Below are 26,806 nucleotides of genomic sequence, written 5' to 3' on the forward strand. Positions count from 1 at the left end.
GGCCTGGTGGACGTCGCGGGCGAGCGCGAGAGCTTCCGCGCGCTCGCCGAGGGCGCGGGCCTGCCAGTCGTCGGCCAGGACGTCGCCGTGGCCGATCAGAACCTGCGGTCCGAGATCCCAGATGATCACATTGGTGGCGAGGGCAGCGAGCGCGAGCTCGTCGCGGTCGACCGCGACCCAGCGGATGGTGCGCGGATCGCCGCCGGCGTCGCGGATCGCCTGCGCGGCGGCGCGCAGCAGCCCGCCGGTTCCGGCGGTGGGCTCCCATACCAGCTCGCCCGCCTGCGGCACCGTGCCGCCGAGCCGGGCCAGCAGGTCGGCCAGGTCGGGCGGGGTGTAGTACTGGCCGCGTGCCGCGCGGGCGCCGCGAGTCCGTAGAACCATCAGCAGCGGGCCGAACAGGTCGACGTCGTAGCGGGCCACGGCCAGCAGCTCATGCAGCCCGGCCCGCAGCGCCGCATCCACGACGCGGCGCACGGCGCGCAGCAGATCGGGGTCGGGAGCGGGTTCGGTGAACCACGGCGCGGCCAGCAGGAAGACCCGGGGAAACAGATCGGGGCGGACACGGGCGAACATCTGCCAGGTCGCGCGCAGGAACCCGAGCAGCCCGGCCTCGTCGGTGCCGGTCAGCCGGCCGGCGACCCAGGCACGTTCGTCGGCGTCGTCGGGGGTGCGCAGCGCGAGGGCCGCGACGACCGACAGCGGGATCTCAATCCGGTCGCTGGCCGCGGTGGCGTGCCATGCCTGGTCGACGGCCTCGGCGATCCGATGGGCATGCGCGAGCGCGCCGGCCGGCGTGGTGGGCCGTGGGCGGGTTGGGCTGGGTGTCCGGACGGGCCGTGACGATGCGCCCATCGCGATCTCCTTTCACAGGGCGGAAAACACGTGAGCGCCCCCGCCACCAGGGGCGTGGCGGGGGCGCTCGTAGGGAGATGAGGTGCGGTCAGGTGGGGCGGCGGGTGAGGTGATGGATCGGGGCGGCCCGGCCGGTGGTCATCGCCGCGCCCGCCAGTGTCAGGAGCGTTTCGGCGACCTCACGTGGCACGAGGGTCCGCAGCCGGATGTCGGCGTACTCGGCCGAGTAGGGGCCCTCGATTTGCAGCAGCAGCCGCAGGGACGGTTTGAGCAGGTCGACGGCGATGTAGAGACCGTCCGCGCCCGGCCACAGTTCCAGCTCGAAGCGGGGCGCGATGATGCGAGACATAGGAGAACCTCCCGGTGAGAGGCAGACGTGACGCCGCGACGGGACGGGACGGCGCGCCCCGGGGATCGGGCTGGCCACGCGTCCGCTCGTCCGGCGATGCGTCGACCCGGCGGATGGGCTGTTGGGCGGACAGCGGCGCGCCGAGGTCCTCGGACCGGCCGTAGACCCGTGGAACGGGGACGACCGTGACGGGGACGGCAGCAGCGCCGCGCTGGACGGTGACCGCGTCGTCGGCCAGCCGGCCGCACAGCGCCGCGGTACTCACCGAACTTCCCCAAAGATCATCCGTTCGGTGTAGGTGAGCAGGTCGGACAGGTCCGAGTCCCAGCCCTCGGACCGGGTCTCGGGGATGCGCCGGCCGCCGTCGGTGATCAGGAAGAACCAGACGCCGATATCGGCTGGGCCGTGGTCCTCGCCGTCGGTCTCCTCACCGCCCGACCCCACCGTGAAGTTGACCTCCACAGTGACGGTCGGGCTGGTCTTGCGCAGAACCTCGAACCTCTCGCCGTGGTCGACGACGGTCCAGCCCGCAGGAAGGCGGTCGGGCAGGTCGATCGCGATGCCGGTGTGCCGGTCGACGGTCCGCATGTCAGCCGTCCTCGCCGAAGCTGACACCGAGGATGTGGTCGGCGGCGTGCTGGGCCTGCGCTGCGGCCTGGACGACCAGCTTGGTGTCCTCACGCAGTACGCCGAGCCAGGAACGCAGGTAGGCGGCGCTGTTCTCGACAAGCGCTTTCTGGTCGATTCCGGCGATGGCGCACAGCAGGGCCGCGCCCATCTCGGCGACCAGTTCCTCTTTCGAGTAGACCGGGTCGCCGAACCTGCCGAACGAACCGGTGCGCACCCCGTCCCGGTCGAGACGGTTCTCGTGGCCGGTGGAATGGGTGAGTTCGTGGAACAGGGTCGCGTAGTACTCCTCGGCGGAGTCGAACGCGTCGATCGGTGGCATCGTTACTCGGTCGACGGCCCCGGACTCGTAGTAGGCCGCCTCACCGGTCCGGATCGAGGGGCTGTCCTGGTAGCCGTCGGCGATGGCCTCCGCCGTGGCGATGCGTTCGACGTCCGGCCGGTTCAGGGCGGCGTAGGTGGGTTCCTTGCCCTCGTCCCAGTCCGCCTGGTCGGCGTTGAACACCCGGTAGTAGCGCAGCAGGAAGCGGCGCTCGTCCTTCTCGTCGTCGGCCGTCGCCTTGTGGAGGTAGGACTTCCAGAAGACGACCAGGGTGGAGTGCTCGCCCTTGCGGACGCGCCCACCTCGCTCGTTGATCTTCTTGAGGGTGCCCCACCACGGCGAGCGGTATCCGTTCGTGAGCGCGGTCAGGCCGAGCAGGAAGGGGTTGACGCCCCGGTACGGCTTGCCCGTCGCGAGTGACAGGGGCACGCCGACCTCGATGTTCCATGGCTGATGCCATGGGACCGTGCCGTTCTCCAGAGCGTTGATGACGGTGTCGGTGACGATCTCGTACACGTTCTGTCGCGTCACCTCGCTACACCTCCTTTGTGGTTGCCAGCTCGATGCGCGGGCAGCCGGTGAGGGTCGCCCGCGCAGGCGGAGAGCTGTTGGTGCGGCGATAGCGGTGATTCGCCGGAATGCGGGCATGGCGATGCCCCGGCTGCCCATCGGGACGGGGCGGCCGGGGAGGAAAGCCCGTGCGGTGTGTGTGGCGACGACTCAGGAGCGGTCGTCGCTGGTGCTGCCGTGGACGTCGACCGCCAGGGTGAAGGCGATCTCGGTGGTGTCGGGGTCCGTGACGATGGACCACTCGTCCAGCAGTTCGGAGATCCGTTCCGTGACCGCCTCTTCGTCCTTGTCGGCGCTGCCCTCGTCGGTGAGGATGCTGATCAGCCGGCCGCGTGGCTCGCCCAGCTCGTCGGTGTAGGTCTCGACCTCCAGCTCGGTGGCAGCCGGGCACACCGCGCGGGTCTCGCCTTCGATCAGGATCTCCAGCAGCAGCCGCCACTCGTCGCGGGCGGTCAGGAACGTGTCGCGGACCCGCTCACGCCGCCGCTGGGCACGTGCGTAGGGCGTCTCGGACCGCCGGGCCAGCGCGGTCGCCAGGCCACGGCCCAGCCGCGTCCAGCCACGCCTCGCGTTGTCGGCGCGCATCACTGAGCTCCGTGGGACAGGCCGTCGGCCGGGGCGGTGGCCGGCGGAAATGTGTCGCTGGCGTCGGCGGCGGGCGGCGTCTCGACCAGATCCACATGCAGCGGTTCGCCAGCTGCGTCGGCTAGGCGCAGCGCGGCGAGGGTCTGCTCCGCGAACGCCCGCAGGCCCTTGCGGGAGTAGCGGGCCACGGGCTTGCGGCGGTGCCACACCGGATCGTTCCAACCGAACTTCTCGATCCCGATGCCTCGGTCGGTCTCGGTCTCGTTGCGCAGTTCGGCGTAGTACTCCTTACTCGGCCCGTGGTGGCGGATCTTCAGGTTGACGACCAGCGTCGCCGGGTCGGTGTCCTCGTCGACTCGCCGCACGACCCACCGGTAGGTCAGCCGCCGGTCAGCGTCGTTGACCAGCAGCGTCGGTTCGCGTTCGGTGATGAGACTCATCGTCGGTGCTCCTTTCTCGTCGTCGTCCCGCCACCCCTCGGATCAGGGGTGCGGGGACGTGTCGGGCGTTTCGTGCAGGCGGCCGTCATGGCCGTAGGTGAAGGTGCGCAGCCGCTGGTAGGGTTCCGGTCGGAACAGCGGCATTCCGTCGATGACGTACGCGGTGAAACCTCGGCAGATCCACATCACCCACCGGTCCGGCCTTTCCTCGGCGCTGTCTACTGGCAGCACGTCGGCGGAAAGGCGACCGGCTTTCCGGCGCATGTCGCGGCGTGTGAGATGCGGACACAATCTGGTGGATGCCTCGGCGCATGATTCATGCATCGGAGGGTCGTGATAGACCTGCGCGACCACAGGCTTCGATTCGCCGAGAAACGCGACGAACGGGTCCAGCGGATTCCCGCAGATCCCGCAGAGGTCCTCGGCGGCGAGACGCAGGGCCTCACGGCCATCGACGAGGGAGAATTTCGGTGTCCCGTCGGGGAAGCGTGCCGTGGATGCCGGGATTGGCAGTCCCCGTCGCTGGTCGATGGGCAGCGAACGCATCAGGTCTGGGAGTTCACGGTCATGTTCCACTGTCACTCCTTTCTCGCAAAGATTCGGGAAGGTTTCCCGGGAAGAAGGCGACTGGAAGCCGTGTCAGGGAACCGGCGGCGCGCGGCGTGAGCGGCCCACACGGCATGAGGAGATTCCGTTCAGGGTTTCGCTGACGAGATCCCGGACTGCCGGCAGGTGGGGCGATGTCGCGCCACCTGCCGCTGTGGGCGGCGGGTTTGGGCGTCGCGGTGGTGGACGCGATCAGCCGACGTAGATGGCATTCCGCTCTCGCGCGAGCGCTTGAAGCGCCTCCCGCTCCGTGTGGTACCACAGGATCGGCGGGCGACGTTGGCCGTCAGTCGGACGGACAGTGGCCAGATTACCGGTGTTGACGATCTCCCCGGTCTCGATGGCTTCGCCATCCTGGCGAACTTCATAGCCGTAGTTGCGGAAACCGGGCAGTACGGTTCTGTGAACGGTGCGAAACATGGTCGGGCCTTTCACGAACAGGGGAACCCGTCATGGCCGCAACTCCTCCGCGCCCACCCGGGGCGGCGAATGGCGGTATCGTGGCCGTTGCCGGGCTCGGGAGCGGCGCGGCTACCGGCGGGCCCTGCGCCAGATATCGGCTTTCTCGCGCATCCGGTCGATGGCTTGCTCCCTGCCGGGAATGTCGTACAAGCCGTCGAAGCCTTCCTGGTCGTTGTGCAGCAGTCCGACGTGGAACTCACCCGGCCGGGCGCTTTCGGCGACCACCGCCCACAGCGGCACATAGATACCCGCGCGAGGAATGTAGACGCCGGCGACCACGGGGCCGCCGAAAAACCGTGCGGGCAGGGGAAATTCAGGAGCCATTGTCGTTGGTCCCTTCATGGAGGCATCCGGAACCCAGTGCTGTTGGATGTCAGGGGGCCGCAGTGGGTCGTGGGCGCCAGACGGGCCGGCCGTCGTCGTCGACCCGTTCGAGGTCGAGCGCGTCGGCCCAGACGGCGCAGCTGTGGCAGGAACGGGTGCAGCGGGCGCAATCGCCGCGTTGCAGGATCTCCCGCCAGTGCTGCTCGACCCCGGCACGCGAGACGTGGGAGTAGGCCCAGGTGTCGATGTCGTGGGCCAGCCGGTCGCGTAACGCGACCAGGACGCGCAGGACCCGGTCGGGGTCGTAGCCGGGCATCGTGTGGTCACCGATCCCGGCGGCGCGTAGCGCGTCGAGCCGCTCGCCGTGGCCGCCGGTCAGCGGTGCCAGCAGCGCGGACGCGTCGAGCCGGTCGTCGTCGGTCGGTGGGCCGCCCCGGTTGACCGGCCGTCGCCGTAGCTCGTCGGGGCCGGCCACGGGGCGGGCCGCGCGGCGGCGTGGTGGGCGGCTCATCGTCAGCTCCGCGCCGTGTCCGGGCCCGTGGCGACCACGGGTTCCGGTGTGGCTGCGGGTGGCGTGTCGAAGCGGATCAGGTGGCCGTGTTCGTAGTCCTCGGCGATGGCGCCATCGACGGCGGCGAGGTCCGCGACCTTGTCAGAGATCTCGCCCCAGTCGTCCGGGGCGTTGTTCTCGTCGACGTCGATCGTGGTGTCGTCGGCGAGCAGGACGCCGTCGGCGGAGGCGGTCGGGTAGTCGCCCCAGACGACGTCGCACAGCACGGCCACGGCGGTCGGCCAGGTCTGGCGGACCAGCGCGGCGAGCCCGTCGTCGGCGGTGATCCGCCGCAGGAGTTCGGTGTTGATCGCGGACAGGGCCGCGTTGAGGTCGGCCTCGTCGGTGGTCGGGAGCAGAGACGGGTCGATCAGCACGGGCCTACCTCCCTCGGATGGATGGGGTGTGTGGGAGCTGGAGAAGCCGGTTGTCGGCGTGGAAATGGCCGGTCTCCGCGATGCGGAGCAGGTCGCCGCGGATCTGTGCGGCGACCTGCTCGAAGCCGGGGTCGCCGTTGCGTTCGGCGAGAACGTCGGTCAGGGTGCACACCATGTCCAGCTGGTGATCACCGTCGACGCCGACCCCGGTTGCGTCCCGGAAGGCAGCGACGTCGCGGACGTTGCGGGCGATGCGGGTCGCGAGCAGGAAGACGAGCCGGTCGGTGGTCTGGGCATGCGCGAACGCGGTCTGCCGGTAGTCGTGATCGGCCGCCGCGATCGTGCCGTCAAGGTCATCCATGAGTACGTCGCTTCGGAGAGTGAGCCGCACGGGGGCGGCGGACGGTTCAGGGGACGGGCAGGGGCACCCATTCCGTCGGTGGGGTGGGGTTCGCCTGCTCCGTGTCGATCAGGTCGCGGATCTGTTCGTGCAGGTAGTCGTCGGCGTCCGCGAGGCTGGGGTCGTCGGCCCAGACGATCGCGTCGACCAGCGACGTCGTGTCGACGACCACTCCGCCCAAGGCGTCGGTGGTGTAGTGGTGGCCGCAGTGCGGGCACTCGACGACCGTGCACAGCAGATAGGCGGACCAGGTCCCGTCAGCGAAGTGACGGCGTTCCTCGGCGACGATCTCCTCGTCGCCGACCGGAGCGGCGTAGTAGTCGATGTCTTCGGCGATGTGGACGCCGACCCGGGGCGGGGCGGCGGTGGGCGCGGTCATGGGCGGCTCCGGCAAGGGAAGGGCTGCGTCGCTGATGGGCCGTGCGCGGCGCCGTGGCCGTCTCGCGCGTGGACCGGCCGGCACCGATCAGGAAGGCGGATGCACGAGAGGCGGGCCGACGATCTCCCAGGCCCATTCGTAGGCGCCGATGTAGTACAGGCCATCCGGAGCGGGTTCGACCACGGTCGCGGAGGCCCCCTGACCGCTGTGGACCACGACGGTGCCGTCGTCGCTGATCGTGATCGTGTCGATCTCGTCGGCGGGTACGGTCGCGGCCAGCGCGGCGGTCTCAGCCGCCAACTGGCAGACCTGGCTGGCGGTGAAACCGGGAACCGCCCAGCCGTTCCACCGCTCGTCGGTGGCCGGGACCTCGTACTCGCTGTAGACGCCGCTGATGGTGACGCGCATGGTTGCGGCGGGTGTCATGGCGTGTCCCCAAACGTGAGCGCCATGGACCTATCAGCCGGCCGGTCAGCCGGTGGTCCGGTCAGCCGGTGGGCAGGCAGCAGGACAGGGGGACGCCGCGCACGTCGTAGGTGGCGGCGTCGAGCGGGATGAAATAGCGGGTCTGAGAGGTGCCGCGTAGCCGTTCGGTCGAGTCGGTGTCGAGGGTGACGGCTGCATGCTTGCCGTCAATCTGGGCGATGCTGCCCGTCAGTCCGTTGAGGTACTTCGGTCGGACGTTCGTGATCTTGACAGTGGTGCCGGTGGTCAGCGTGGCCGTCCGGATCGAGGCCAACGCGGCCCACCGCTGCGTGATCGAGACGGACAGCCGCGTCAGGTCGTCCTCGGTCGCGTGGGAGAGCACGAAGTCGGTCGCGCTCTGAAGAGTCGGGGTCGGAATGTTCTCGGGCATGCGACGCCCTGCCTTTCGTCAGCGGATGGGTCGGGGACATGTGCGGGCCGGTAACGCGGCCCGCGACGAACGGGGACGTCGGCGCTGTCAGCCGACGGTGAAGCCGACCCGGCCGGACACGCACAGCGGCTCCGGGCACAACACCGTGTTGGCGGCGTGGCGACGCGCATCGTCGAAGCCGAAGTCGGCGTGTGCCTGGTTGGCGTGGAAGGTCCACGAACCGTCGGTGGCGTACCAGTCGGCGCCGCAGCTGTCGCACACGGCGTGGCAGGTGAAGACGTCGGAGTCCTCACGGATCGCGTAGATCAGCGCGTCCGTGTCCAGCTCCGGCGGTCCGGCGTACACCAACCCGACGTCACGCGACCGGTAGTCCCCGACCGCGCCGCGTACGTACACGCAGGGCCAGACCACTCCGGGTCGGGTGACGATGTCCCACTCGTCGGCCGGGCCGATCAGCGCACGCCGCCACCGGTAGACCACCCCGACGGTGTGGAACGGCCGCAGCACCCGGATCGCGGTCAGGCTGCGGCCCTCGTCGAGGTAGCTGGAACTGGACGTCTGGTAGGCGAGATCGTGCACCGTGAGGTAGCCGAGCTTCTCCAGCTCCCGCAACCCGTCGGTGTCATCCAGGTAGGCCGGACCGTCCACGGTCCCGGGCGCCACATCCTCCCGGCCGATCTTCGTCAGGGCGTCGGCCATATACAGGCTGGTGTCCGCGTCGTAGCCGCCCGGCCGGTCGGTCATCCGCAGCACGGTTGCCAGCGCGGGCGCGTCGGCCATCCTGATCCCGTTCAGGATCTCGGTCACCGTGTCCTGCGCGTCGACCGACAACTCGTGGTAGCCGACATGCGTCTCAACGTCCACGGCGTCACTCCTTCCGTGACATCCGCCCGGTCACAGCGGGCGGGCAGGGTGACGCCGGCCCCGGACCGATCGATCCGGGGCCGGCGCGGTGAAGGTCAGCTGCCGATGAGGTAGGTGCCGTCGTGCAGCGCCGTGAGTGGCCGGTGCCCGCACGGGGCGTCCGGGTAGGGCACGTGCAGCAGCAGCCGGCCCGCGATCACGCTGTCGGCGTCGTCGGGTACGCGGCGCACCGTGAACGTGAACGCCCCGCACGGGTCACCGACGGAGATGTGGACGGTCACCGAGTCCTCGGACTCGTCCGCCGTGACGCCGGCGTGGTTGCACCAGCTCAGCGGCACCGCCTCCGGCACATGCCCCCCGCCCGTCTCGGCGTCGTCAGGGTCGGCGTCCGGGCAGTCCGCGCCGCTGGACTCCCCCAGCCAGCGGCCGTCTGAGGTTTCGGACAGCGCGTCGCCGCAGCTGGAACACCGGTAGGTCGTGCCGTCGCCGCCGATCTCGACGGTGACGCTTTCGTGGTCGTCGTCCACGGTGTCGACGGTCCGGCCGTCGACCTGCACCGAGAACATCGTCCCTTCCGCCTCCTTCAGGCCGGGTCAGGATTCGGTGTAGATCCGTCCCTGCCCATCGCGGTGGAAACCGGCCTCTCCGAGCGTGATCGGGAAGCTGAACGGCCGGCCGTCGTCGTCGAGCAGCTGCACCGCGGGCGACCGGCCGTCCGGTGCCTGGATCTCGCAGCGCATCCGGCGGCCCGCGACCTGCAGGTACATACAGACCTCCGAGTACGGCAGCACCACGCTCCGGGTCTCACCCGGAGCCACATAGACGATCACCTTTCATTCCCTTCTGGTTTGCTCCGGCCAGGCCGGGCGTGCTCAGAGCACGTCGACCGTCCAGCTGCCGCAGTCGTCGGCCCGACCGGCCACCTGAAGCTCGATGTCGCCCATGGAGCGGGCCAGCTCGTGTAGCCGGTCGCCTTCTGCGCCGAAACCGCAGTCCCACAGACCCGCTCCAGCGCCCTGCCGGGACAGCACGTACTCGGCGCCCAGTTCCTCCGGCGTCGGCACCTTGTCGCCCAGACGGCACGCGAGACCGAACAGGTCACCGATCCCGAAGATCAGGAACTCGCGGATGTCCTCCATGGGCTCGCCGTCGAGGAACTCGATCTCGGTCCCGTCGAATCCGCTGCCGTAGAGGTTCGTGGTCTGATCCGGCGCCCACTCGACGACCGCCGTCCTGATCAGCTCACGCCAGACCCCCAACTGGAAACGCGTCAGGAAGTCCGGCGAGACGGTGTCATGGACAGACACAGGTCTTGCCCCTTTCTGTCGATGCGGTCGCAACCGCACGGCACGGACAGGAGGCACACCGACCCATGTGGGTGTGCCTCCTGTCCGCCGCCGGTCATTCCGAGGTCTTGTGCGTGCTTTCGCGCAGGAACGCGTCGACCACGTCCCGCCCGAAAATCGCCACCGCCATCAGGATGTGGATGAGCAGGACCTCAACGGACACGAGCAGCAGCAGCTCCAGAAGGCAGAGCAACGCGGCCACCGCCAAGTGGTGACGCCCACCCCGCGCCGACAGGTTAGACGCGAGGTTCGTGCCGAGACGACGCATATAGACCCTCCGATCAGACCGACGGATACCGCTAACGGTTGAGCTTTTGGGGCGGGATATTCCCTCACCTTGATACGACGTTCGGAATGCTCCGACCGTCCGGCTGGAAAGCGTTCCGGCGTGCGTACCAGGGTGCGGAAGTCTCTCACCTTGATACGACGTTCGGAATGCTCCGACCGTCCGGCTGGAAAGCGTTCCGGCGTGCGTACCAGGGTGCGGAAGTCTCTCACCTTGATACGGCGTTCGGAATGCTCCGACCGTCCGGCTGGAAAGCGTTCCGGCGTGCGTACCAGGGTGCGGAAGTCTCTCACCTTGATACGGCGTTCGGAATGCTCCGACCGTCCGGCTGGAAAGCGTTCCGGCGTGCGTACCAGGGTGCGGAAGTCTCTCACCTTGATACGACGTTCGGAATGCTCCGACCGTCCGGCTGGAAAGCGTTCCGGCGTGCGTACCAGGGTGCGGAAGTCTCTCACCTTGATACGACGTTCGGAATGCTCCGACCGTCCGGCTGGAAAGCGCTCTGAAAAGCCGAAAGGGCACCGGGCTAGGTGCGCCCGGTGCCCCTTTCGGCTAGGTGGCTCAGTCGTCGGGAAGTGCTCCCGTACGCCGCTTGTCGTGCCGCGTGGCGCTGTAGGCGAGCATGTCGCGCGTTTCGTCCAGCCGCTGTGTGAGTTCCTGGAGTTCGGCTAGGGCAGCGTCACGGGTACGGCGCACGGCGCGGCGGGAGCCGTACTGTCCGCCGTAGAGCTGCTGTGCCACGTGGGAGAGCACTCCGGCACGTCCGATGTCGTCCGCCTTGCTGCCTTCCGCCAGAACGCGGTCGATCACGGGGAAGTCCCGACCGTCCTCGTAGACCGAACCCCACACCACGTCGCTGATGCTGGCGAGGTAGCTTCCCGTGGCGACGAACTCCGCGTGTGCCACGCCCCGCATGTACTGCTCACCCGGTGTCGCGTCGATGTCGTCTGGCTCATCGTCCGTCCGGAAGCCGTTCCGCGCGGCAGCGTCCTTGACTGCCCACCCCATGATCATCTTGCGGTCCGCGACGAACTCCCGACCCTTGCCCGTCACGTACAGCCAGGAATCAGGCTCGCGTGTCGCGACAGACAGGGAGGCAGGCTGAAACCGGCTGCTGATCTTCGCGAGGTTCTGAGCGAACAGAAGTACCGCGTCCTGGGTGACATCGTCGCTGATGTCAGCCGTGCCGTACTTGCCGAACGGTCCGCCCGCGATGGTGGTGTTACCGTCCATGCGCTTGCGTGACCGGGTGAAGTTCACTGTGCGGCAGTACTTCCGCGCGATGGTCCGGATGTCCTGCCAGTCACTGTCAGTGACCCGCGCCATGTCCTCCGGCTGGACGCGCGAGCCCGGAAGTGCGGACGGCGTGTCCGACGTGAAAACGGGGTTGCCCATGGCAGACCTTCCTTTCGGGGGGGATTGGTTCCCGGGGGGTTTGCCCGCGCCCGGTGTCGATACCTAATTCTCTACCTATGCACGTCCGAATTCAACCCTCATTCGTCCATCAATTCAAGATTCTTTATGTGAGATTTCGGGACCAGAATCGCCGGATTGCCGACAACGGCGCCAATGGAAAGGCGAAGAGAAAGCGAAGAGCGAAATGTAAAAGCAAAAAGAACCAGAAAAGAAAGAACGTGAAATCATCCACCAGGGGCACCGGCAGCACAGGCCCCAAAGCAAACAGTCGCGACCACACACCGCGTCCACCACGCCGGCCCGGCCAGCCCCGCCGATTTTCAGCTCGTTGCCTCGCAGTCCAGTCTTGGCCCACTTGGGTACACCCAGCGGGCCTCTGACCTGTGTCGATGCAGCCCCAACCGTGTACCCACTAAGCAGGTACGCGGTTGGGGCTGCGGTTGGGGCCGCGGTTGGGGCATCGCACAGGCTGTAGGGATCGGATCTACATGGCCACTCGCAGGGCTACTTGGCCACTGCGTGGCCAGAACCCGACCTACTTGGCCAATCCGCTGGTCAGGGCCTCGCTGTGCATCGCGCTGGCACCGCCCGCGCTGGCCAACACCGGCGGTCGCCTGCGCACCGGCGCTGGCCAACTACCGTGACTTGCCAGCTCGGAGTGGCCATCTGTCTGCGATCCCTACATGGGCTGTAGGGATCGGGGGCAGATGGCCACTCGCCGTGACGGTTGGCCAGTAGATGGCCACCAGCCGGGATAGTTGGCCAATCCGCAGGAGACACCGGACCGGAGCGATTCTGCCGCCGTCGCGGGCGCCGGAAGGTCGGCGCGCGATGAGCGGCTCTCCGGTTGAGGGGCTCGCGGGGTGCCAGCCCCGAATAATCGTCGTTTCGATTTGTAGGAACTCGCTGATCGCCGTGTTCTCTGGGTCGCGGGTGTGGTCCGAGGTGTGCCCTGTGAGGCGTTGGGACGGTCCCGGCGTCCTGGCGCCTTACCTTTCGGACATCGATGGTGAATCGGTCGCGCAGAAGCGAGTTTCGGGTTCGGCCGGCGCGGACGGGGAGGACCCGACTGAGCCGGTCGTGTTGTTGCGCACGGCGGAGGGTGAGGTCGAGCGCCCGATACGGAACGTTACGGCAGCGCTGGTGATGGCGGCCGTGCCCTGGCGGACGGTCCGGAGCGTGCGAGGGCAGTCGCATTTTCCTGGTTGGTACTGGTCGGTGACGACTGGCGGTCATGTCGTCTACGAGAGCCGGTTGGAGCTGGCGCGGCTGCTGGTCGCGGACTTCGACCCGCAGGTGGTCGGGATCTCGGCGCAGCCGTTCCTGCTGCGGGCGACGGTCGGTGGCCGGGCCCGCCGGCACGTGCCGGACTTCCTGCTGGTGCATGCGGACGGGTCGGCGCGGCTGGTGAACGTGAAGCCGGCGTCTCGGCTGGAGGACCCGGTGGTCGCCGAGGCGCTGCGGTGGCCGGGCGTCGCTGCACGGTCGCACGGCTGGGCGTATGAGATCTGGAGCGGCGCCGAGGCGGTCTATCTCGCGAACCTGCGGTTTCTGGCTGGCTATCGCCGGCCGGGTCTGCTGCCCGGCGCGTTGACGGATGCCGTCGCCGCGGCGTTCCGGCCCGGCGACACGATCGGTTCGCTCGTCGGCCGCGCCACGCGGGAAAGCCCGGCGGGGCAGGTCAGGGCCGCAGTGCTGACGCTGCTGTGGCAGCGGAGGCTGTCGACGGAGCTGCACCGCCGGCTGGGCGACGACAGCACGCTGGAGGCCGCGCTGTGACGGCGCAGACGCGGGTGGACGTGGCGGTCGGTAGCCGGTTGGCGCACGACGGCCGGTGGTGGACGGTGACCGAGTTGACGGCGGGTTCGGTGCTGCTCACCGATGTCGGTGGCGGGGTCCGGCAGGTCGGGCTGGCTCATCTGCTGGCGCATCCCAGCACCCGGCTGCTCACCGACGTTCCGGTCGACGTGGTGGAGGGCGTGGGCGCGGATCTGGCGGGTTTGAACGCGGCTGGCCGCGAGGCGTTGGCCGAACGGGTCGGGCACGTGCAGGAAGTTCGCACGGGGTTCCGGCGGGGCTGCGCGGAGCTGGCGCTGCCGGGTGAGCCGCGGGCGGCTTACGCGCCGGGGACGGCGAAGCTGGCTCGCTACCAGGCGAAGGCTGCCGAGCTGGGCATCGGGATGCGGACTCTGCGCCGGTGGGTGGCCGAGTTCGAGGCCGACGGCCCGGCGGGGCTGGTCGACGAGCGGTGGCGGCGGCGACGGGCACCGCTGAGCGGGGTGGATGGCCGCTGGGTGGATACGGCGCGGGGCGTGCTCGCCGAGTTCACTCGCGCGAGCACGCCGACTCAGGATCTGGTCCTCGCGTCGATCGAGGCTCGGCTTGAGCAGGAGCACGGACCGGGGGTGGTGCGCCTGCCGGGTCGGACCCGGGCGCGGGCACTGCTGCGGGAACTGAGCCGCGGCACCAGCGCGTTCGGTGGAGCCAAGGGCCGGCGGGAGATCGCGGGCCGGCCGGCGGCGCCTTACGGGAAGCTGCGGGCGCACCGGCCGGGTGAGTACCTGCTGGTGGACACAACCAGGCTGGACGTGTTCGCGATGGAGCGGGTGACGCTGCGCTGGGTGCAGGCGGAGCTGACGGTCGCGATGGACCTCTACGACCGGTGCATCACCGGGCTGCGGCTGACCCCGGTGTCGACGAAGGCGGTCGACGCCGCGGCGGTGCTGTTCGAGTCGATCCGCCCGCTGCCCGACCCGGCGGCGGGCTGGGTCGATGTCCGCCCGCCCTATCACGGTGTTCCGGGACAAGTGGTGGTCGATGTCGAGCGGCTCGTCGACGCCGTCGGCGCTCCGCTGCTGCCGTCGGTCGCCGCGGAGACCCTGGTGGTCGATCACGGCCGGATCTATCTGTCGGAGCATCTGCTGTCGGTCTGCCAGCGGCTGGGGATCTCGGTGCAGCCGGCGCGGGTCGCGCAGGCCACCGACAAGGCAGCGGTCGAACGGTTCTTCCGCACGCTGCGCGAGTAGCTGCTCGTCGCGCTACCCGGTTACAAGGGCCCGGACGTCCACCACCGGGGCGTCGACGTCGAGGAGCAGGCGTTCTACTTCCTCGACGAGCTCGAAGAACTCGTCCGCCAGTGGGTCGCGGGCTACCACCGCCAGGCCCACGGCGGCCTCGTCGTTCCGGAGGTTCCGGGGCTGGCGATGTCGCCGCTGGAGATGTTCGCCCACGGAGTGGCGCGCGCCGGTCATCTCCAGGTGCCCGCGCGGGCGGACCTGGTCTTCGACTTCCTGGCGGTCGAATGGCGCACGATCCAGCACTACGGGGTGGAGATCGGCGGGCTGCGCTACGACGGGCCCGCGCTGACGCCCTACCGCAACCGGACCAGCCCGCACACCGGCGTCCACACAGGCAAGTGGCCGATCCGCGTCGATGCTGACGATGTCAGCCGGGTCTACTTCCAGGACCCGGCTGACCATCGCTGGCATGTGCTGCGCTGGGAGCACGCCGATGCCCTGGGTGCGCCGTTCAGCGCGGACGCGCTCGCCTACGCCCGCCAGCTCGCCACTGCGACCGACCGGTTCCCCGACACCCGCCGGGCACTGGCCCGGCTGCTGGAACGTTGGGACGCGGGCCTGGCCGGCAACCGGGCCGAGCGGCGCATGGCGGTGCGCCTGTCCGAACGCCGGCTGCGCCTCGTCCCCACCACCGACGAGCCCGCCCCGCCGTCGGTCGTCCCGCTCGACGGCGGCCGGCCAGCCGAGGAGACGGCGGGCGACGACGACCACGACGACGAGCTTGGCGCCCCGTTCCCCGGCGAGGACGACTTCTACGCCGACGCGATGGAGATCGTGTGACCGCACCGTCGGACGGCGGCGAACGCGCCTACAGCCTGTCGACGAAACAGGGATGGACGACGTTCGTGACCGCCCCGGACCGGCCACGTCCCGAAGCGTTGGACCGCGCCGGTCTGGCGGCGCTGTCGGCGGCGGCGCGGGCGGACTACGACGAGCAGCGCGCGGTCTGGCACGCCAACCTCGGTCCGATCCGGACCCCGCAGATGCGGGCCGTCCACGACGATCTCGACGACATCGTCGAGGCCAACCGGCAGGACGGCGACAAGGTCAAAGGCGCCGCGGTCATCGACGCGTTCCCCGGGCTGGGGAAGTCCACGATCGCGCAGACGTTCGCCCGCGGCTTCCACCAGCGCCAGCTGGGGCGCTACGGGCCGATGACCGCCGGCGGCCATGAGCGGGTGCCGGTCGCGCATGTCTGCCTGACGTCGTCGACGACGAAACGCACGTTCAACACGATGCTCTGCCGGTTCTTCCACCTGCCCGGCTCGGAGCGCGGCAACGCCGAGCACCTCGGCCACAAGGCCGCCGACGCGGTCCTGGCCTGCGACACCCGGCTGATCGTGATCGACGACGTCCACTTCCTCGACCCGCGGCGCGCCGACGGCCGCGATGTCGCGAACCACTTCAAATATTTGGCGAACACCTTCCCCGTCACGTTTCTCTACGTCGGTGTCGGGATCACCCGCCGCGGCCTGCTCGCCGAAGGGCTCGGCCCTTCCGAGGAGGAGCTCGCGCAGAACGGCCGCCGGTGGACGACACTCACCGTCGACCCGTTCGAGATCGAAACCGAGCCCGGCCGGCACACCTGGCGGCGGCTGCTCCTGGCGATCGAGAAGAACCTGATCCTCGCCGAGAGCCATCCGGGGATGGTCGCCGACGACCTGTCGGACTACCTATTCGCACGCAGCACCGGCCACTTCGCCTCACTGATGACGCTCGTCACCCGCGGCTGTCGCCGCGCGATCCGCACCGGCCAGGAACGGCTCACCTCCGCCCTGCTCGACCAGGTCCGTAACGACGCCGCCGCCGAAGCCGCCCGCCAGGAACTCCACGCCGCCTTCAGCCACCGCCGGCTGACCAGCCGACCCACCAGCGCCCCACGCGCCGAGCCGGCGCTGCCGGCGGCGGGATAAGCCGGTGGTCGACAGCATCCCGATCCGGCTGGCCCCACTGCCCGGCGAGGACATCGACAGCTACCTGCGCACCTACGCCCGCCTGCTGCACGCCGAGGTCTCCGACATCCTCACCCTCGCCGGTTTGGCAGACCGACCCAGCACCGCGAAGCTCGGCCACCGGCCCTGGACCTACCGGCTCGACCCCGTCGAACGCGACGCGCTCGCCGCCGTCACCGGCCTTCGACCGCAGACGCTTACCGCGCTGACCCTCGCCCGCTACGACGGCACCGGCCTGCTCAGCGGTGTCCGGCCGACCGGACGGCCCCGTCCGCCCCGCTGGTGGAACCAGCTCAAAGGATCACGGTTCTGCCCCCGTTGCCTCGCCGGCAACGACGGGCGGTGGATGCTGGCCTGGCGGCTGCCCTGGACCTTCGCCTGCACTCATCATCATCTTCTGCTCGTCGATACCTGCCCCGTCTGCGATCGGGCTCACCGCCCCGCTCTCGACCGGCCGCCCCGCGACCCAGGGCGGTGCGACACCACCGGCCTGCCGCTCCCGTCGCACCCGCGTGGACGCCAGCCACCGGCCTGCACGGTCCCGCCCGCCGACATCGACGCGGTCGCGCTGCGTCCCGACGGTCCAATCGTCACCGCGCAACGTCACGTCGACGAACTGCTCGCCGAGCTCGGCCGCTGCAGTCCCGACCTCTCCGCCCGGCCGGTGGGCGTCGTGCAGCGCCTCGATGACCTGCATGCCGTCGCCCGCGCGGCGCTGTTCGCGCTGCGCGCATCCGCCACCGCGCCTCCCCTGACCGTCGCGGTCCTCACCGAACTCGGCGACGACACCACGCCGCCCGGCGCGGCCAGGCGGAACAACGCCGCCCCGGGGCGGCGCGCCGCGGACATCGCCTTCGGCTGCGCCGTCGCCTGCCACACGCTCGGCGACCGCACCGACGCTCCCGACCCGACCATCGCCGCCTGGCTCATCGACGCCGCCGTCCAACGCGCCCAGACCAGCCCCGCCCTGCTCCTGGACCGCTGGGAACAGACCAGCCCCCATCTGCACGGCGCGCTGCTGCACCGACTCGCACCACATCTCGCGATCAGCTACCAACTGCGCTACCGCACCGCAGCCCACCAGCCCCGCCGACCACAGCCAGGCGCCGGCACGGCCCGCGCCGCCGCGGTTCCCAGCCAGCTCTGGCCCAGATGGGCTCTGCGTCTCAACCCGCCGGGCCTGTTCGACTCGCTGCCCTACCGCAGCACGCTGAGCATGTTCCTGCTCCTCGTCGGCACCGACCTCGACTACCCCCGCGCGCGGCGCCTGCTCGGTCACACATCCCCCGGCTCTCCCACCCAGCTCACCGAGCGCCTACGCCGCCACGGCCACCTGGACACCGTGCTCGCTATCCTCACCCAGCTCGCCGACGCCCTCGACACCCACGGCGCCCCCATCGATTACGCCCGACGCCGACGATGGCGACGCCTGCGCCAGCCTGACTTCGACGAGACCGCCTGGCGCGAGCGCTGCGCCCAGCACCGAGCTCGCCGACTGGCCTCACCCCGCCACACCCGCTTCGCCCACCTCTACCTGGCAGAGCTGCTCACCGGCACCCACCCCTACCACCAGCCGGACGGGATCAAGCTAGACGTCATCAACCGCGCCAGCTACGCCCTTTTCGCCGGCAACCTGCCCGCACCGCTTGACGCTTATCTGCACGACCGCGCCGCACACATCCTGCGCCGCGGCAGGATCGACGAACCTGTCACCTGGGAACCGCCCTTCGACTGGATCACCGGCATCACCTGGCCCGGCCTCGACCCCACCCGCGTGCACCGCCGGGAACTCTGGGCCCACCGACCCCGCCCCACCCCCACCGAACCGCCCCACACTGTCCAACCCCCGACCATCACGGAGCCCACCCAGCTATCCGGACGCGCGATCCTCGCCGCGGTCGATCCCACCTGGCTACGCGAGCAATACGAAGTCAAGCGACGGCACTTCGCCGACATCGCCGCCGAGCTCGGCGTTCACGGCACCGACGTCAGCGCCCGAGCCCGCGCCCTCGGCATCCCTACCCGCCGCGGCACCGCCGCCCACACCCACCCCCTGACCCCGCACGGAGGACCCGACGCGTTCACCCCGCTGACCTGGACCGTCCTCGACGGCCGAGGCGCCGAACAGCGTGTCCGCAGACTGCTCGCCACCCCCGGTCACACCGACCACCGCAACGCCGCCCGCGCCCTCGGCATCCGCACCGACGCCCTCAGACGGCAGATCCACCACCTTGAACACACCGTCGGCGCCGCACTGCTGCACACCGACGATCAAGAACGCCTCATGCTCACCCCGCACGGCGAACACCTCGCCCACACCCTCTGGCCCATCCTTGATCTCCTCGACCGCACTCGCACTCGTGATGAGCCGGGTTAACGTCCATCGCATGGACGACGACGTCTTCCTCGACCATGTCGCCGAGCGCCTCGCCAGCCTGCCTGGGGTTCAGGCGGTCAGCCTCGGCGGGTCGCGGGCTGAGGGCACGCACCGGCCGGACAGCGACTGGGACTTCGCGGTCTACTACCGGGAACGTTTCGAGCCCCAGGCGCTGCGTGACCTCGGCTGGCCCGGTCAGGTCTTCGAGGTCGGAGGCTGGGGCGGCGGCGTCTTCAACGGCGGTGCCTGGCTGGTCGTCGACGAACGCCGCACGGACGTGCACTACCGCGATCTCGACGCCGTCGAGGAGGAACTCGCCGCCGCGGCCGAGGGCCGGTTCCGCATCGAACCGCTGATGTTCCACCTCGCCGGCATCCCGTCCTACCTCGTCCTCGCGGAACTCGCGACCAGCAAGGTGCTACACGGCCAGCTGCCCACGGTGCACTACCCGACGGCGCTGCGGGAACGGGCACCCACAGTCTGGTGGGACAACGCGCGGCTGACCTTCGACTACGCCCGGGTCAACCACGCCCGCCATGGCCGGCTGGCCCAGTGCGCCGGGCTGGTCGCCCAGGCAACCTCGCAGGCCGCGCACGCCGTGCTCGCGGCGCGCGGCGAATGGGTCACCAACGACAAGACGCTGCTCACCCGCGCGGACCTGCGCCACGTCGACCACTTCATCGCGGACGCCCAGACCGATCCGAAGGCCGCCCGCAGGCTCGTGGACGTCTCCGAGGAGCTTTGCGCGACCGCGGTGCAGGCCGTGCTCCACCCATTGCCGTGACCTATTAGCCTGCGGCGGTGGACCGAGTAACCGATGCGCCCGAGAGTCTCACCCAGCCTGCTGAGCAGGCCCGGATGAATGACTACAACAGCTTTGCTGAGGCATACTCGGCAGAGACCGAGAACAGTCTCGTGAATGCATACTACGAGCGGCCCGCGATGCTGGCCCTCGCCGGAGACGTGGCCGGCCGTCGGATCCTGGACGCTGGCTGCGGCGCAGGCCCCCTGGCCGCCGCACTGCGCGATCGCGGCGCGGTCGTCACCGGCATCGACGCCAGCGCCGGGATGCTGGCGTTGGCCAGGCAGCGGCTGGGCGCCGACATGGCCCTGCACCTGGTCGACCTGCGCGACCCTCTGCCGTTCGCCGACGGCGCATTCGACGACGTGGTCGCGTCGCTGGTACTGCACTACCTGGAGGACTGGGGACCGACGCTGGCCGAGATACGGCGAGTACTCAGGCCCGGCGGGCGGCTGATCGCGTCGGTGGACCATCCTTTCGTGGCCTACACGATCCGGAATCCCCGGCCTGACTACTTCGCGACCACCAGCTATGCCTTCAACTGGACGTTCAACGGGAAGTCAGTCCCGATGAGGTTCTGGCGCAAATCATTGCACGCAATGACCGATGCCTTCACCACCGCCGGCTTCCGTCTCTCCGTTATCAGCGAGCCCCAGCCCGACCCTGCCGCCCGTGAGCTGTTCCCCAACGACTTCCATGACCTTTCAACCAGACCCGCCTTCCTGTTCTTCGTCGTCGAGGTATAGTCGTCGGCCACCGACTCGGACGACGAAGCCAGTCGCGGACCACAAGCAGAGCCAGAGTCCACCGGCGAGCACTGAAAATGGCCAAGTAGCCGCGCCCCAGGACACGTTCCGGCTGGCCAACAAGACCATCTTGGCAGTTCGGGCTGGCCACGTTCAGCCGATCCCTACACAGGCCGTGTCCTGGTAGTAACGCTGCGCTCTCCGAGGGGGTGTGCCAGCCCGCTGGGTTCGCCGCCTTTCAGCGACTACCTTTCTCCATCGGATAGGCGCGTGAAATCGCCCCCGGGTGGACGCGGGGGCGCCGGGCCGACATGGGAGATGCTGAGGGCGAGGAGGTCGCAGTGAATTCCGCTCCGGTCCGGAGTCGAGCGCTCCATTGATTCTGCCATCCGGCACGCGTACCGGCGTCACTGGACAGCCCTGCGATGTCCCTTTGTCGACGCAGCCGCCGACTATTGGAGAGGCTGGTCTTTCTCGACAAGTTCGGCGAGTTTGGCCAGGGTCATGCGGGTGGCCGTTTCGGTCTCGGTGGCGGGTATGGCGTCGGGGATGCCGTGGTGGGCGACGAGGACGGTGGTGGCGCCGGCTGCGGCGTCGCTGAGGGTGGTCGTCGTCATCATGACGGCCGCGGGCGGGTCGTCGGTTTGGAAGGCGAGCTGTTCGATGACCTGGCTGTCGGGGACGAGGCGCAGGAACCGGCCGTGGTAGGTGCCGGTGGGAACGGCGATGGCGGCGGCCTGGGCGGGTTGGTGGCGGGTGAGGGAGATCCGCAAGGTACCGCCCTCGCGGGGCTCGAAGGTGTGAACCTGGGCGCGCGTCCCGGTCGGGCCCCGCCAGCAGACGATCATGGTCGGGTCGAGCAGTGCTCGGTAGACCGCCGGCGGCGGTGCCCAGATGCGCCATCTCACCTGCGTCGCGTACACGTCTTCGCGGTAGGAACGCGGGCGGGAGACGTCGCGGTGGGCGGTCCGCGGACTGGCCTCGTCGTGGGTCGGGCTGACGTGACGTGCGTCATGGCCGCCCAGGACAGCGGGCGTTCTGGAACGGGTCTACCACCGCGAGTGGCGCTATCTTCGCAGGTGGCAGGGGGTGTGGCCGCGCGATCGGGCCCCTGGTGACGATCCGGCGAAGTGGCGGCTGGCCGCCAGTGACGGGCCTGAATCGGATTGTCACGTTTACGCAGATGGTGCAGCCTTGGGTGAAGTGCCCGTCACGCAAGGACTGGGGGCGTCCGCGGCCTGAAGGGGCCGCGCTGCGGGGCGGAACGGTCAGCACGGACCCGAGACCTGGTCCGTGGATCTTTCCGTGGGAGTTTGTATGACGCTCGATGACGGAGCGCTGTCTGATCCCGATCGGCGCATCCTGCTGCACGATCTGCGGCACACGCTCGATTCGGAGTGGTTGCCGGATGTGCTGGTGGCCTTGTCCCAGGAGCCGCTGTCGTACACGGGCCTGCTGGGCAGGCTTCAGTCCTACGAGGCGGCCCGGGTGCGGCGGTGGCCGCAGGCGGTGGTGCGGGACTCGGCGTTGCACCGGACGTTGCGCTGGATGCGGGAGCGTGGGCTTGTCGAGCGCGACCGGGGGCCGGAGTGGCCCTTCACCGCCGTGTACCGGCTCACGCCGCCGGCGAGGGAGCTGGCCAGGCTGGTGCTGCCGATCGCGGAGTGGGCCGCGGCGCATGAGGACCTGCTGGAGCTGGACCGGGAGCTCTGGGCGGAGCGACGCAGGCGCCGGAGGAACGGCAAGAAGGGCCGCCGGCCGCGCTCACGCTGAGCGGCTGTCCCGCGGGCCCCGCATCAGCTCCTGGAACAGGCGTTCGGTGTCCGTGGTGGGCTGCTGGTCGAGGTCGGCCAGCGCCTCGACCAGGTGGTCGTAAGTGACCGCGATCGCGTCGTGCCGGCCGAGGCGGGCCTGGGTGCGGGCGATCTGGCAGTAGAGCTGCTCGTTGGTCGGGTCGAGGCGGCGCAGCGTGTCGAGCAGGTCGAGACGCTCGGGGGTGTCCTCGCCGACGGCGGCGAGGATGCTGGTCAGCGCGTCGGTCACCTGCCGGCGCAGGTGCTCCCGGTGGGCCTCCGCCCAGGTGCCGGTGAGGTCCTTGGCGAGGTGGCCGGTGTAGAGGCCGGTCAGCGGCAGGAGCGCGGCGATCTCCTCGGCGGTCGTCGTGGCCCGCCGGCGTGCGTCCAGGGCGTCCTGGACCTGCCAGAGGTCGACGGTGAGCAGGTCGGCGCGCAGCCGCCAACGGCCCGCGTCCTGCTCGAACAGATCGTCGATCGCTCCGCCGGTGGCGCGGCGCAGGGCGCGGCGGAGCGGGCTGAGCGCGGCGTAGAAGCGGTTGTCGATCCGGTGGCGCGGTTCGCCGTCGTCCGGCCAGACCGCCTCGATGAGTGTGTCGCGGCGGACCCAGCCGCCATGCGCGGCGAGGTAGGCCACGAGCTCACGGCCCTTGATCCCGATGCCCTCGACTGTCTGGGTGTCGCTGTCCGACGTGGGCTGGTAGGACAGCTGCCACCTGCCGAACAGGGTGAGCCGCAGCGGTGTGGTCACCTCCGGGCGGTGCGGCGACGTCGCGGGCACAGCGGCGGCTGGCACCGACGAGGACGGGGGCGGGGGCGGTGCTTCGCCGGTCTCGGCCGCGGCGTCACCCCCACTGTCACCAGGGGGTGGCTCGTCCGGCTCCGGGAGCTGCTCCGGCTCGCTCGGGCTGTCGCCGTCGGCCGGGGCGGATGGGACGTTACTGGGGGGCGGCGCGGAGGCGGGCGGTGGGGGCGGGGGCCCCTGGGTAGGGTTTGCCCGCCGGAATTCCTCCTGGTTGGTGGCCGGGGCGTCGGCGTCGGCGAGCAGGTCGAGCAGCTGGGCGGTGTCGTTCTCGGGCAGGGTGAACAGCCGGTTGCCGACCAGGGTGGCGGCGATGCCGGGGCTGGCCGCGCCGATCACTCCGTCGGGCCGGACCCGGGCGGTCGTGCCGGGGCGCCACTGCCCGTAGAGGATGCCGACGATGCCGAGTGGGGAGCCGTTGTCGAGGACCGCTTGGAGGCGGCGGTCCGAGGTCTGGTCGGGGGCGGCGAGGACGACCAGCGACGTCCGGCGGGGGTCCTCGCCGGACGCGGCGCGCCGCGCCCGGGTGACGACGTCGGCTTCGAGCCGGTCCAGCAGCGTGGGCAAATCGGGGACGACGTGCAGCCGCTGCGGCGGCGCGGCGGTGGAGTCCTCGCCCAGCAGCCGCCGCACGTCGGCCGCCGGGATCAGGACTTCGACGAGGGCGGCGTTGGGCTGGTGACGATCGGCGAGCAGCGCGACGAGCAGGGCGCGGATCGCGGCGTCGGCGCCGGGTCCGATCAGCCCGAGGCCGCGGGTTGCGGCCAGGTCGAGGGCGAGGGGCTGGCCGTCGCCGGAGGTGCCGACGATCCGGGTGCCGGGTGGGGCGGCGTGGGTGGTGGCGGTGGCTGCGGCGTGGCGGCGGCCGGTGACGTGCGGGTCGCCGGGCGGGCGCACGACGACCAGTTCGCCGTCGGCGTCGCGTTCGGCGGTGGCCGTGTTGTAGGCGACGGCGAGCTGGCGGATGACCGGCCCCTCCTCCAGGTCGTCGCGCCGGCCGCTGCCCGGGATGTAGTGCCGGCGGCGCCACAGCCGCACGGAGAACAGCGCGACGACCAGCAGCGAGACCGCTCCCAACCCGAGGTAGGCACCGGACGGGAACTGCACTCCCGGCGGCTGCGACGGAGCCGGGACGGGCACAGTCGGTGTGCTCGGGAGGGTTCTGAGGGCCGGGGAGGTCGGAGCGGTTGTCGGGCCGCCGGCCGTGGACGGGCCGGGGGTCGGCGTGCCGGGCGCGGGTGTGGAGGGTGCGGGGGTGGTCGGTGTGGCCGGTGGCGTCGTCGGTCCTGGGGCGGTCGAGGACGGTCCCGGCATCGCCGGCGCCGAGGGCAGCGGGTCGGAGCGGGGTGTGCTCGCCGGCGGGGCGTCGGGTGCGGGCTGGGTGGGCAGGGTCAGGACCCAGCCGGGGCGGATCAGGCCCGGATGGGTCAGCGCGCGCCCGTCGGCCTGCGCGATGCCGTGGTTGAGGGCCCAGATCTCGGGCCAGCGGGCGCCGTCGCCCAGACAGCGGTCGGCGATCCGCCACAGCGAGTCGTAGACGCCGCCTGCCGGCAGCTGCACCACGACGGTGCCCGGTGCCGCCGTGGGCAGCACCGGGTCGATCGGGGTGGCCGCGGCGACGGTGACCAAGCTTGGGCTGGCGGGCGCGGTGGCCGCCGCCGTGGCGACGGCGGGACCGACGGCCGGGGTCAGCGGGCCGCGGGACTGGGCGACGGTGAGCAGGACCGCGCCGAGCAGGAACGTGGCGAACCCGCGCATCCCGCCGACCGGCAGCGCAACGCTATGGCCGGGCCAGCGCGCCTCCCGCACCACATCAGGCACGGCCAGAACGACGGAGACCGCGAAGGCGAACCACAGCGGCCACAACAGCACCGCGAGAATGTCCAGGAGCAGGGTGTCGTCCATGGGCCCGGTCAGCCGCGCCGAGATCTCCGCCCAGGACGGCACGTGGTGAGGAAGCGGCCAGCCGACGAAGTGCCACAGTGCCCAGGGCAGGCCACCGACCAGGGCGACCAGGGCGGCCAGGGCGATCGCCGCGCGCAGCAGCCGACCGGCCAGCAGCAGACCCGCGGTGCTCCGGCGCCGGGAGCGACGGGGACGGCGGCGGGCGGGCGAGCGGCTCACGGGACGGCTCCAACCGGTGGGGCGGGGTGGGCGCTGCCGGTGGCGGTGACCGTGAGGGTGTCGAGCCCGACCACACCCAGCAGCAGGTTGTCGTGCACCGCGGTGACGGTGACCGCGACCGTGTTGTCGACGACGGTCACGGTGCCGGTGGCACCGGCCTGGGCGAGGTAGGACCGGGCGGCGGCGACCGCCTGCTCGGGCAGCAGCCGGACCGTTCCACCCTGACGCAGCACGGTCAGGTCGAGTTGCTGGGCGCCGGCGCGGGCGGCTTCCTGCGCGACGCCCATCGCGCTGGACTTGTCGGCGAGTGCGCCGCCGGCGTCCACGATCAGCCCGGCGAACATGACGAACGCGGCGAACAGCACCACCACGAACGCGGTCACCGTTCCCTCGTCCCGCCCGCGGCGAGCGGGTCGCGGGCGGCTCACGGCGCCTGTCCGAGCTGATCGCCGTAGATGTCCACCGGTGAGGTGGAGCTGGCGTGGAGCGTCGCGCTGCCCGGCGTGCCCAACATTGCAAGATCGTCCAGCCGGGTCGTGCAGGTCACGGTGACCCGCACCAGCGCACCGGGTGCCAACCCGGCCGTGTCAGTATCGACGGTGAGGTCCTGGCAGGTGACCCCGGCGTTGGCCAGCGCGGACTGTGCGGTGGTACGGGCGTCGGTGGCCGCCTGGGCGGGGGTGCGGGCGATCGACGCGGCGCGGGCGGCCTGGTGGGCGACGTCGGCGACGCGCAGCTTCGCGTCCGAGATCCGGTAGCACAGCACGAGGAACAGCAGCATGAGCAGCAGCGCCGGCAGGATCAGCACGAGCTCGGCGGTGGCCGACCCCTGATCAGGCCCTCGGCGAGCGCACCTGGGTTCGCGGGTCACGGGGCCGGTCTCCTGCGCTCAACGGGCCCAGCCGCGTCAACGTCGATGCCGACTCGAAATCCGGGGATCACGCTGGCGGCGGTGCCGCGGATGTGGACGGTCGCCGTCTCGCCATCGCGGGTGACCGTGACCTCGGGGCTGGTGAGGCTGGACCGGCCAAGCTGGTCGAGGGTCACCTGCGCCTGCTGTTCGCCGGCGGCGGCGCTGCCGCCGTCGGCGCGGGCGGCGGCCAGCGCACGGCTGGCGGTGGCCTGCGCGATGTGACGGGCATGCGCCCAGACCGTGACCTGCGCGAGCAGCAACACGACGCTGAACAGCAACGGCAACACGAAGATCATCTCGACGGTCAGCGCCCCGGCATCCCGGCCACGGCGAGGAGTCGGCGTGGGCCGTGTGCACCGTCGCCCTCGGTCCGGTCGGACGCCGCGAGACCTCGGGAGTGCCCGTCGTGACATGCTGGGACGGCCCCCCGCGGGCCGGCGTGCCGATCCGGAGCGTCCTGGCTGGGGGCGACGTCGGTCCTGTAGGGAGGCCGGCGAAGATGTCCATTCGGGTGCCGTGATCGTGTCCACTGGGGGTTTCCCGTGCTTTCTTGGGGGCCGGGGTGGTTGTCCATTTCTTCGCTGTGCCTGTTCGTGTCGTCATGGG

At 70.5% G+C, this 26,806-nt stretch carries 36 protein-coding genes; 9 read left to right on the top strand and 27 right to left on the bottom strand.

Going from position 1 to position 26,806, the window contains the following annotated elements; genetic code table 11:
- The 21 genes from ACG83_RS41020 to ACG83_RS41115 form a co-directional block, all read right to left on the bottom strand.
- A partial coding sequence (locus ACG83_RS41020) for an N-6 DNA methylase (protein WP_054571641.1) occupies positions 1–855 on the bottom strand: 855 nt, incomplete at its 3' end.
- An 88-nt stretch (positions 856–943) separates the two neighbouring features.
- Positions 944–1,204: a hypothetical protein gene (locus ACG83_RS41025; RefSeq protein WP_054571642.1), complete on the bottom strand. Its 261-nt coding sequence runs from the start codon at positions 1,202–1,204 to the stop codon at positions 944–946.
- A 261-nt stretch (positions 1,205–1,465) separates the two neighbouring features.
- Positions 1,466–1,792, bottom strand: a complete 327-nt coding sequence (locus ACG83_RS41030; protein ID WP_054571643.1) for a hypothetical protein — start codon at positions 1,790–1,792, stop codon at positions 1,466–1,468.
- 1 nt (position 1,793) lies between these two features.
- Entirely contained in the window at positions 1,794–2,684 is an 891-nt protein-coding gene (locus ACG83_RS41035) for an ArdC family protein (protein WP_063793383.1), read from the bottom strand.
- A 189-nt stretch (positions 2,685–2,873) separates the two neighbouring features.
- Entirely contained in the window at positions 2,874–3,308 is a 435-nt protein-coding gene (locus ACG83_RS41040) for a hypothetical protein (protein ID WP_054571645.1), read from the bottom strand.
- Positions 3,308–3,748, bottom strand: a complete 441-nt coding sequence (locus tag ACG83_RS41045; protein ID WP_054571646.1) for a hypothetical protein — start codon at positions 3,746–3,748, stop codon at positions 3,308–3,310. Before ACG83_RS41045 ends, ACG83_RS41040 begins: the two co-directional genes overlap by 1 nt.
- A gap of 42 nt (positions 3,749–3,790) precedes the next feature.
- Positions 3,791–4,324 (bottom strand): hypothetical protein, encoded by a 534-nt coding sequence (locus ACG83_RS41050; RefSeq protein ID WP_054571647.1) that lies wholly within the window; start codon positions 4,322–4,324, stop codon positions 3,791–3,793.
- A 222-nt stretch (positions 4,325–4,546) separates the two neighbouring features.
- Positions 4,547–4,789, bottom strand: coding sequence for a hypothetical protein (locus tag ACG83_RS41055; protein ID WP_054571648.1), 243 nt, complete (start codon positions 4,787–4,789; stop codon positions 4,547–4,549).
- Between the two features lie 96 nt (positions 4,790–4,885).
- Positions 4,886–5,140, bottom strand: a complete 255-nt coding sequence (locus ACG83_RS41060) for a hypothetical protein (RefSeq protein ID WP_054571649.1) — start codon at positions 5,138–5,140, stop codon at positions 4,886–4,888.
- A gap of 49 nt (positions 5,141–5,189) precedes the next feature.
- The gene (locus tag ACG83_RS41065; protein ID WP_063793384.1) at positions 5,190–5,651 is read right to left on the bottom strand and encodes a hypothetical protein; all 462 of its coding nucleotides are present in this window, start codon (positions 5,649–5,651) and stop codon (positions 5,190–5,192) included.
- 2 nt (positions 5,652–5,653) lie between these two features.
- Positions 5,654–6,067: a hypothetical protein gene (locus ACG83_RS41070; RefSeq protein WP_054571650.1), complete on the bottom strand. Its 414-nt coding sequence runs from the start codon at positions 6,065–6,067 to the stop codon at positions 5,654–5,656.
- A 4-nt stretch (positions 6,068–6,071) separates the two neighbouring features.
- On the bottom strand, positions 6,072–6,428 hold the full coding sequence (locus ACG83_RS41075) for a hypothetical protein (protein ID WP_054571651.1): 357 nt from the start codon (positions 6,426–6,428) through the stop codon (positions 6,072–6,074).
- A 46-nt stretch (positions 6,429–6,474) separates the two neighbouring features.
- Complete coding sequence (locus ACG83_RS41080) at positions 6,475–6,846, bottom strand: hypothetical protein (protein WP_054571652.1); 372 nt, start codon at positions 6,844–6,846, stop codon at positions 6,475–6,477.
- A gap of 87 nt (positions 6,847–6,933) precedes the next feature.
- Entirely contained in the window at positions 6,934–7,272 is a 339-nt protein-coding gene (locus ACG83_RS41085; protein ID WP_054571653.1) for a hypothetical protein, read from the bottom strand.
- 61 nt (positions 7,273–7,333) lie between these two features.
- Positions 7,334–7,702 carry a hypothetical protein gene (locus ACG83_RS41090; protein WP_054571654.1) on the bottom strand — a complete coding sequence of 123 codons (369 nt, stop codon included), beginning with the start codon at positions 7,700–7,702 and terminating at the stop codon, positions 7,334–7,336.
- 87 nt (positions 7,703–7,789) lie between these two features.
- Positions 7,790–8,566, bottom strand: coding sequence for a hypothetical protein (locus ACG83_RS41095; RefSeq protein WP_054571655.1), 777 nt, complete (start codon positions 8,564–8,566; stop codon positions 7,790–7,792).
- A 95-nt stretch (positions 8,567–8,661) separates the two neighbouring features.
- Entirely contained in the window at positions 8,662–9,132 is a 471-nt protein-coding gene (locus ACG83_RS41100) for a hypothetical protein (protein WP_054571656.1), read from the bottom strand.
- 27 nt (positions 9,133–9,159) lie between these two features.
- Positions 9,160–9,396: a hypothetical protein gene (locus ACG83_RS41105; protein WP_054571657.1), complete on the bottom strand. Its 237-nt coding sequence runs from the start codon at positions 9,394–9,396 to the stop codon at positions 9,160–9,162.
- A gap of 42 nt (positions 9,397–9,438) precedes the next feature.
- Entirely contained in the window at positions 9,439–9,873 is a 435-nt protein-coding gene (locus ACG83_RS41110; RefSeq protein ID WP_054571658.1) for a hypothetical protein, read from the bottom strand.
- A gap of 94 nt (positions 9,874–9,967) precedes the next feature.
- A complete protein-coding gene (locus ACG83_RS45135) occupies positions 9,968–10,180 on the bottom strand; it encodes a hypothetical protein (protein ID WP_152991673.1) in 213 nt (70 codons plus the stop codon).
- 579 nt (positions 10,181–10,759) lie between these two features.
- Positions 10,760–11,593: a hypothetical protein gene (locus ACG83_RS41115; RefSeq protein ID WP_054571659.1), complete on the bottom strand. Its 834-nt coding sequence runs from the start codon at positions 11,591–11,593 to the stop codon at positions 10,760–10,762.
- Between the two features lie 509 nt (positions 11,594–12,102).
- Here ACG83_RS41115 and ACG83_RS45700 point away from each other — a divergent pair.
- The 3 genes from ACG83_RS45700 to ACG83_RS46370 all read left to right on the top strand — a co-directional run bounded on the left by ACG83_RS45700 (position 12,103) and on the right by ACG83_RS46370 (position 14,640).
- Entirely contained in the window at positions 12,103–12,258 is a 156-nt protein-coding gene (locus ACG83_RS45700) for a hypothetical protein (RefSeq protein ID WP_161934865.1), read from the top strand.
- A 502-nt stretch (positions 12,259–12,760) separates the two neighbouring features.
- The gene (locus tag ACG83_RS41120) at positions 12,761–13,393 is read left to right on the top strand and encodes a TnsA-like heteromeric transposase endonuclease subunit (protein ID WP_235498528.1); all 633 of its coding nucleotides are present in this window, start codon (positions 12,761–12,763) and stop codon (positions 13,391–13,393) included.
- Positions 13,390–14,640, top strand: a complete 1,251-nt coding sequence (locus ACG83_RS46370) for a helix-turn-helix domain-containing protein (protein ID WP_200931478.1) — start codon at positions 13,390–13,392, stop codon at positions 14,638–14,640. The genes ACG83_RS41120 and ACG83_RS46370 overlap by 4 nt, the downstream gene beginning before the upstream one ends.
- Positions 14,641–14,652: 12 nt before the next feature.
- On the opposite strand, the gene ACG83_RS47710 is transcribed toward ACG83_RS46370, so the two are convergent.
- Complete coding sequence (locus ACG83_RS47710) at positions 14,653–14,781, bottom strand: hypothetical protein (protein WP_255354853.1); 129 nt, start codon at positions 14,779–14,781, stop codon at positions 14,653–14,655.
- A gap of 36 nt (positions 14,782–14,817) precedes the next feature.
- On the opposite strand from ACG83_RS47710, the gene ACG83_RS46375 reads away from it, so the two are divergent.
- From ACG83_RS46375 to ACG83_RS41145, 5 genes are read left to right on the top strand one after another with little or no spacing between them, the layout of a single operon-like run.
- Positions 14,818–15,471 (top strand): Mu transposase C-terminal domain-containing protein, encoded by a 654-nt coding sequence (locus ACG83_RS46375; protein ID WP_200931479.1) that lies wholly within the window; start codon positions 14,818–14,820, stop codon positions 15,469–15,471.
- Complete coding sequence (locus tag ACG83_RS41130) at positions 15,468–16,604, top strand: ATP-binding protein (RefSeq protein WP_054571661.1); 1,137 nt, start codon at positions 15,468–15,470, stop codon at positions 16,602–16,604. Before ACG83_RS46375 ends, ACG83_RS41130 begins: the two co-directional genes overlap by 4 nt.
- A 4-nt stretch (positions 16,605–16,608) precedes the next feature.
- Entirely contained in the window at positions 16,609–19,020 is a 2,412-nt protein-coding gene (locus ACG83_RS41135; RefSeq protein ID WP_054571662.1) for a TniQ family protein, read from the top strand.
- A 10-nt stretch (positions 19,021–19,030) separates the two neighbouring features.
- The gene (locus ACG83_RS45145; RefSeq protein ID WP_063793385.1) at positions 19,031–19,804 is read left to right on the top strand and encodes a nucleotidyltransferase domain-containing protein; all 774 of its coding nucleotides are present in this window, start codon (positions 19,031–19,033) and stop codon (positions 19,802–19,804) included.
- Positions 19,805–19,821: 17 nt separating this feature from the next.
- Complete coding sequence (locus ACG83_RS41145) at positions 19,822–20,568, top strand: class I SAM-dependent methyltransferase (protein WP_054571664.1); 747 nt, start codon at positions 19,822–19,824, stop codon at positions 20,566–20,568.
- Between the two features lie 452 nt (positions 20,569–21,020).
- Here ACG83_RS41145 and ACG83_RS41150 read toward each other — a convergent pair whose 3' ends face one another.
- Complete coding sequence (locus ACG83_RS41150) at positions 21,021–21,491, bottom strand: SRPBCC domain-containing protein (RefSeq protein ID WP_054571665.1); 471 nt, start codon at positions 21,489–21,491, stop codon at positions 21,021–21,023.
- 394 nt (positions 21,492–21,885) lie between these two features.
- Between ACG83_RS41150 and ACG83_RS41155 the strand changes: the two genes are divergently transcribed.
- Positions 21,886–22,341 (top strand): helix-turn-helix domain-containing protein, encoded by a 456-nt coding sequence (locus ACG83_RS41155; protein WP_054571666.1) that lies wholly within the window; start codon positions 21,886–21,888, stop codon positions 22,339–22,341.
- Here the strand turns inward: ACG83_RS41155 and ACG83_RS41160 are convergent.
- From ACG83_RS41160 to ACG83_RS41175, 4 genes are read right to left on the bottom strand one after another with little or no spacing between them, the layout of a single operon-like run.
- A complete protein-coding gene (locus tag ACG83_RS41160; RefSeq protein ID WP_054571667.1) occupies positions 22,333–25,287 on the bottom strand; it encodes a BTAD domain-containing putative transcriptional regulator in 2,955 nt (984 codons plus the stop codon). The genes ACG83_RS41155 and ACG83_RS41160 overlap by 9 nt on opposite strands.
- Entirely contained in the window at positions 25,284–25,670 is a 387-nt protein-coding gene (locus ACG83_RS41165) for a pilus assembly protein TadG-related protein (RefSeq protein ID WP_235498527.1), read from the bottom strand. Before ACG83_RS41165 ends, ACG83_RS41160 begins: the two co-directional genes overlap by 4 nt.
- A gap of 41 nt (positions 25,671–25,711) precedes the next feature.
- Positions 25,712–26,158 carry a TadE/TadG family type IV pilus assembly protein gene (locus ACG83_RS41170; protein WP_054571669.1) on the bottom strand — a complete coding sequence of 149 codons (447 nt, stop codon included), beginning with the start codon at positions 26,156–26,158 and terminating at the stop codon, positions 25,712–25,714.
- A complete protein-coding gene (locus ACG83_RS41175) occupies positions 26,155–26,508 on the bottom strand; it encodes a TadE/TadG family type IV pilus assembly protein (RefSeq protein ID WP_255354854.1) in 354 nt (117 codons plus the stop codon). Before ACG83_RS41175 ends, ACG83_RS41170 begins: the two co-directional genes overlap by 4 nt.
- Between the last annotated feature and the right edge of the window lie 298 nt (positions 26,509–26,806).

This window comes from Frankia sp. R43, from assembly GCF_001306465.1.
GTDB classification, from domain to species: Bacteria; Actinomycetota; Actinomycetes; order Frankiales; family Frankiaceae; genus Parafrankia; species Parafrankia irregularis.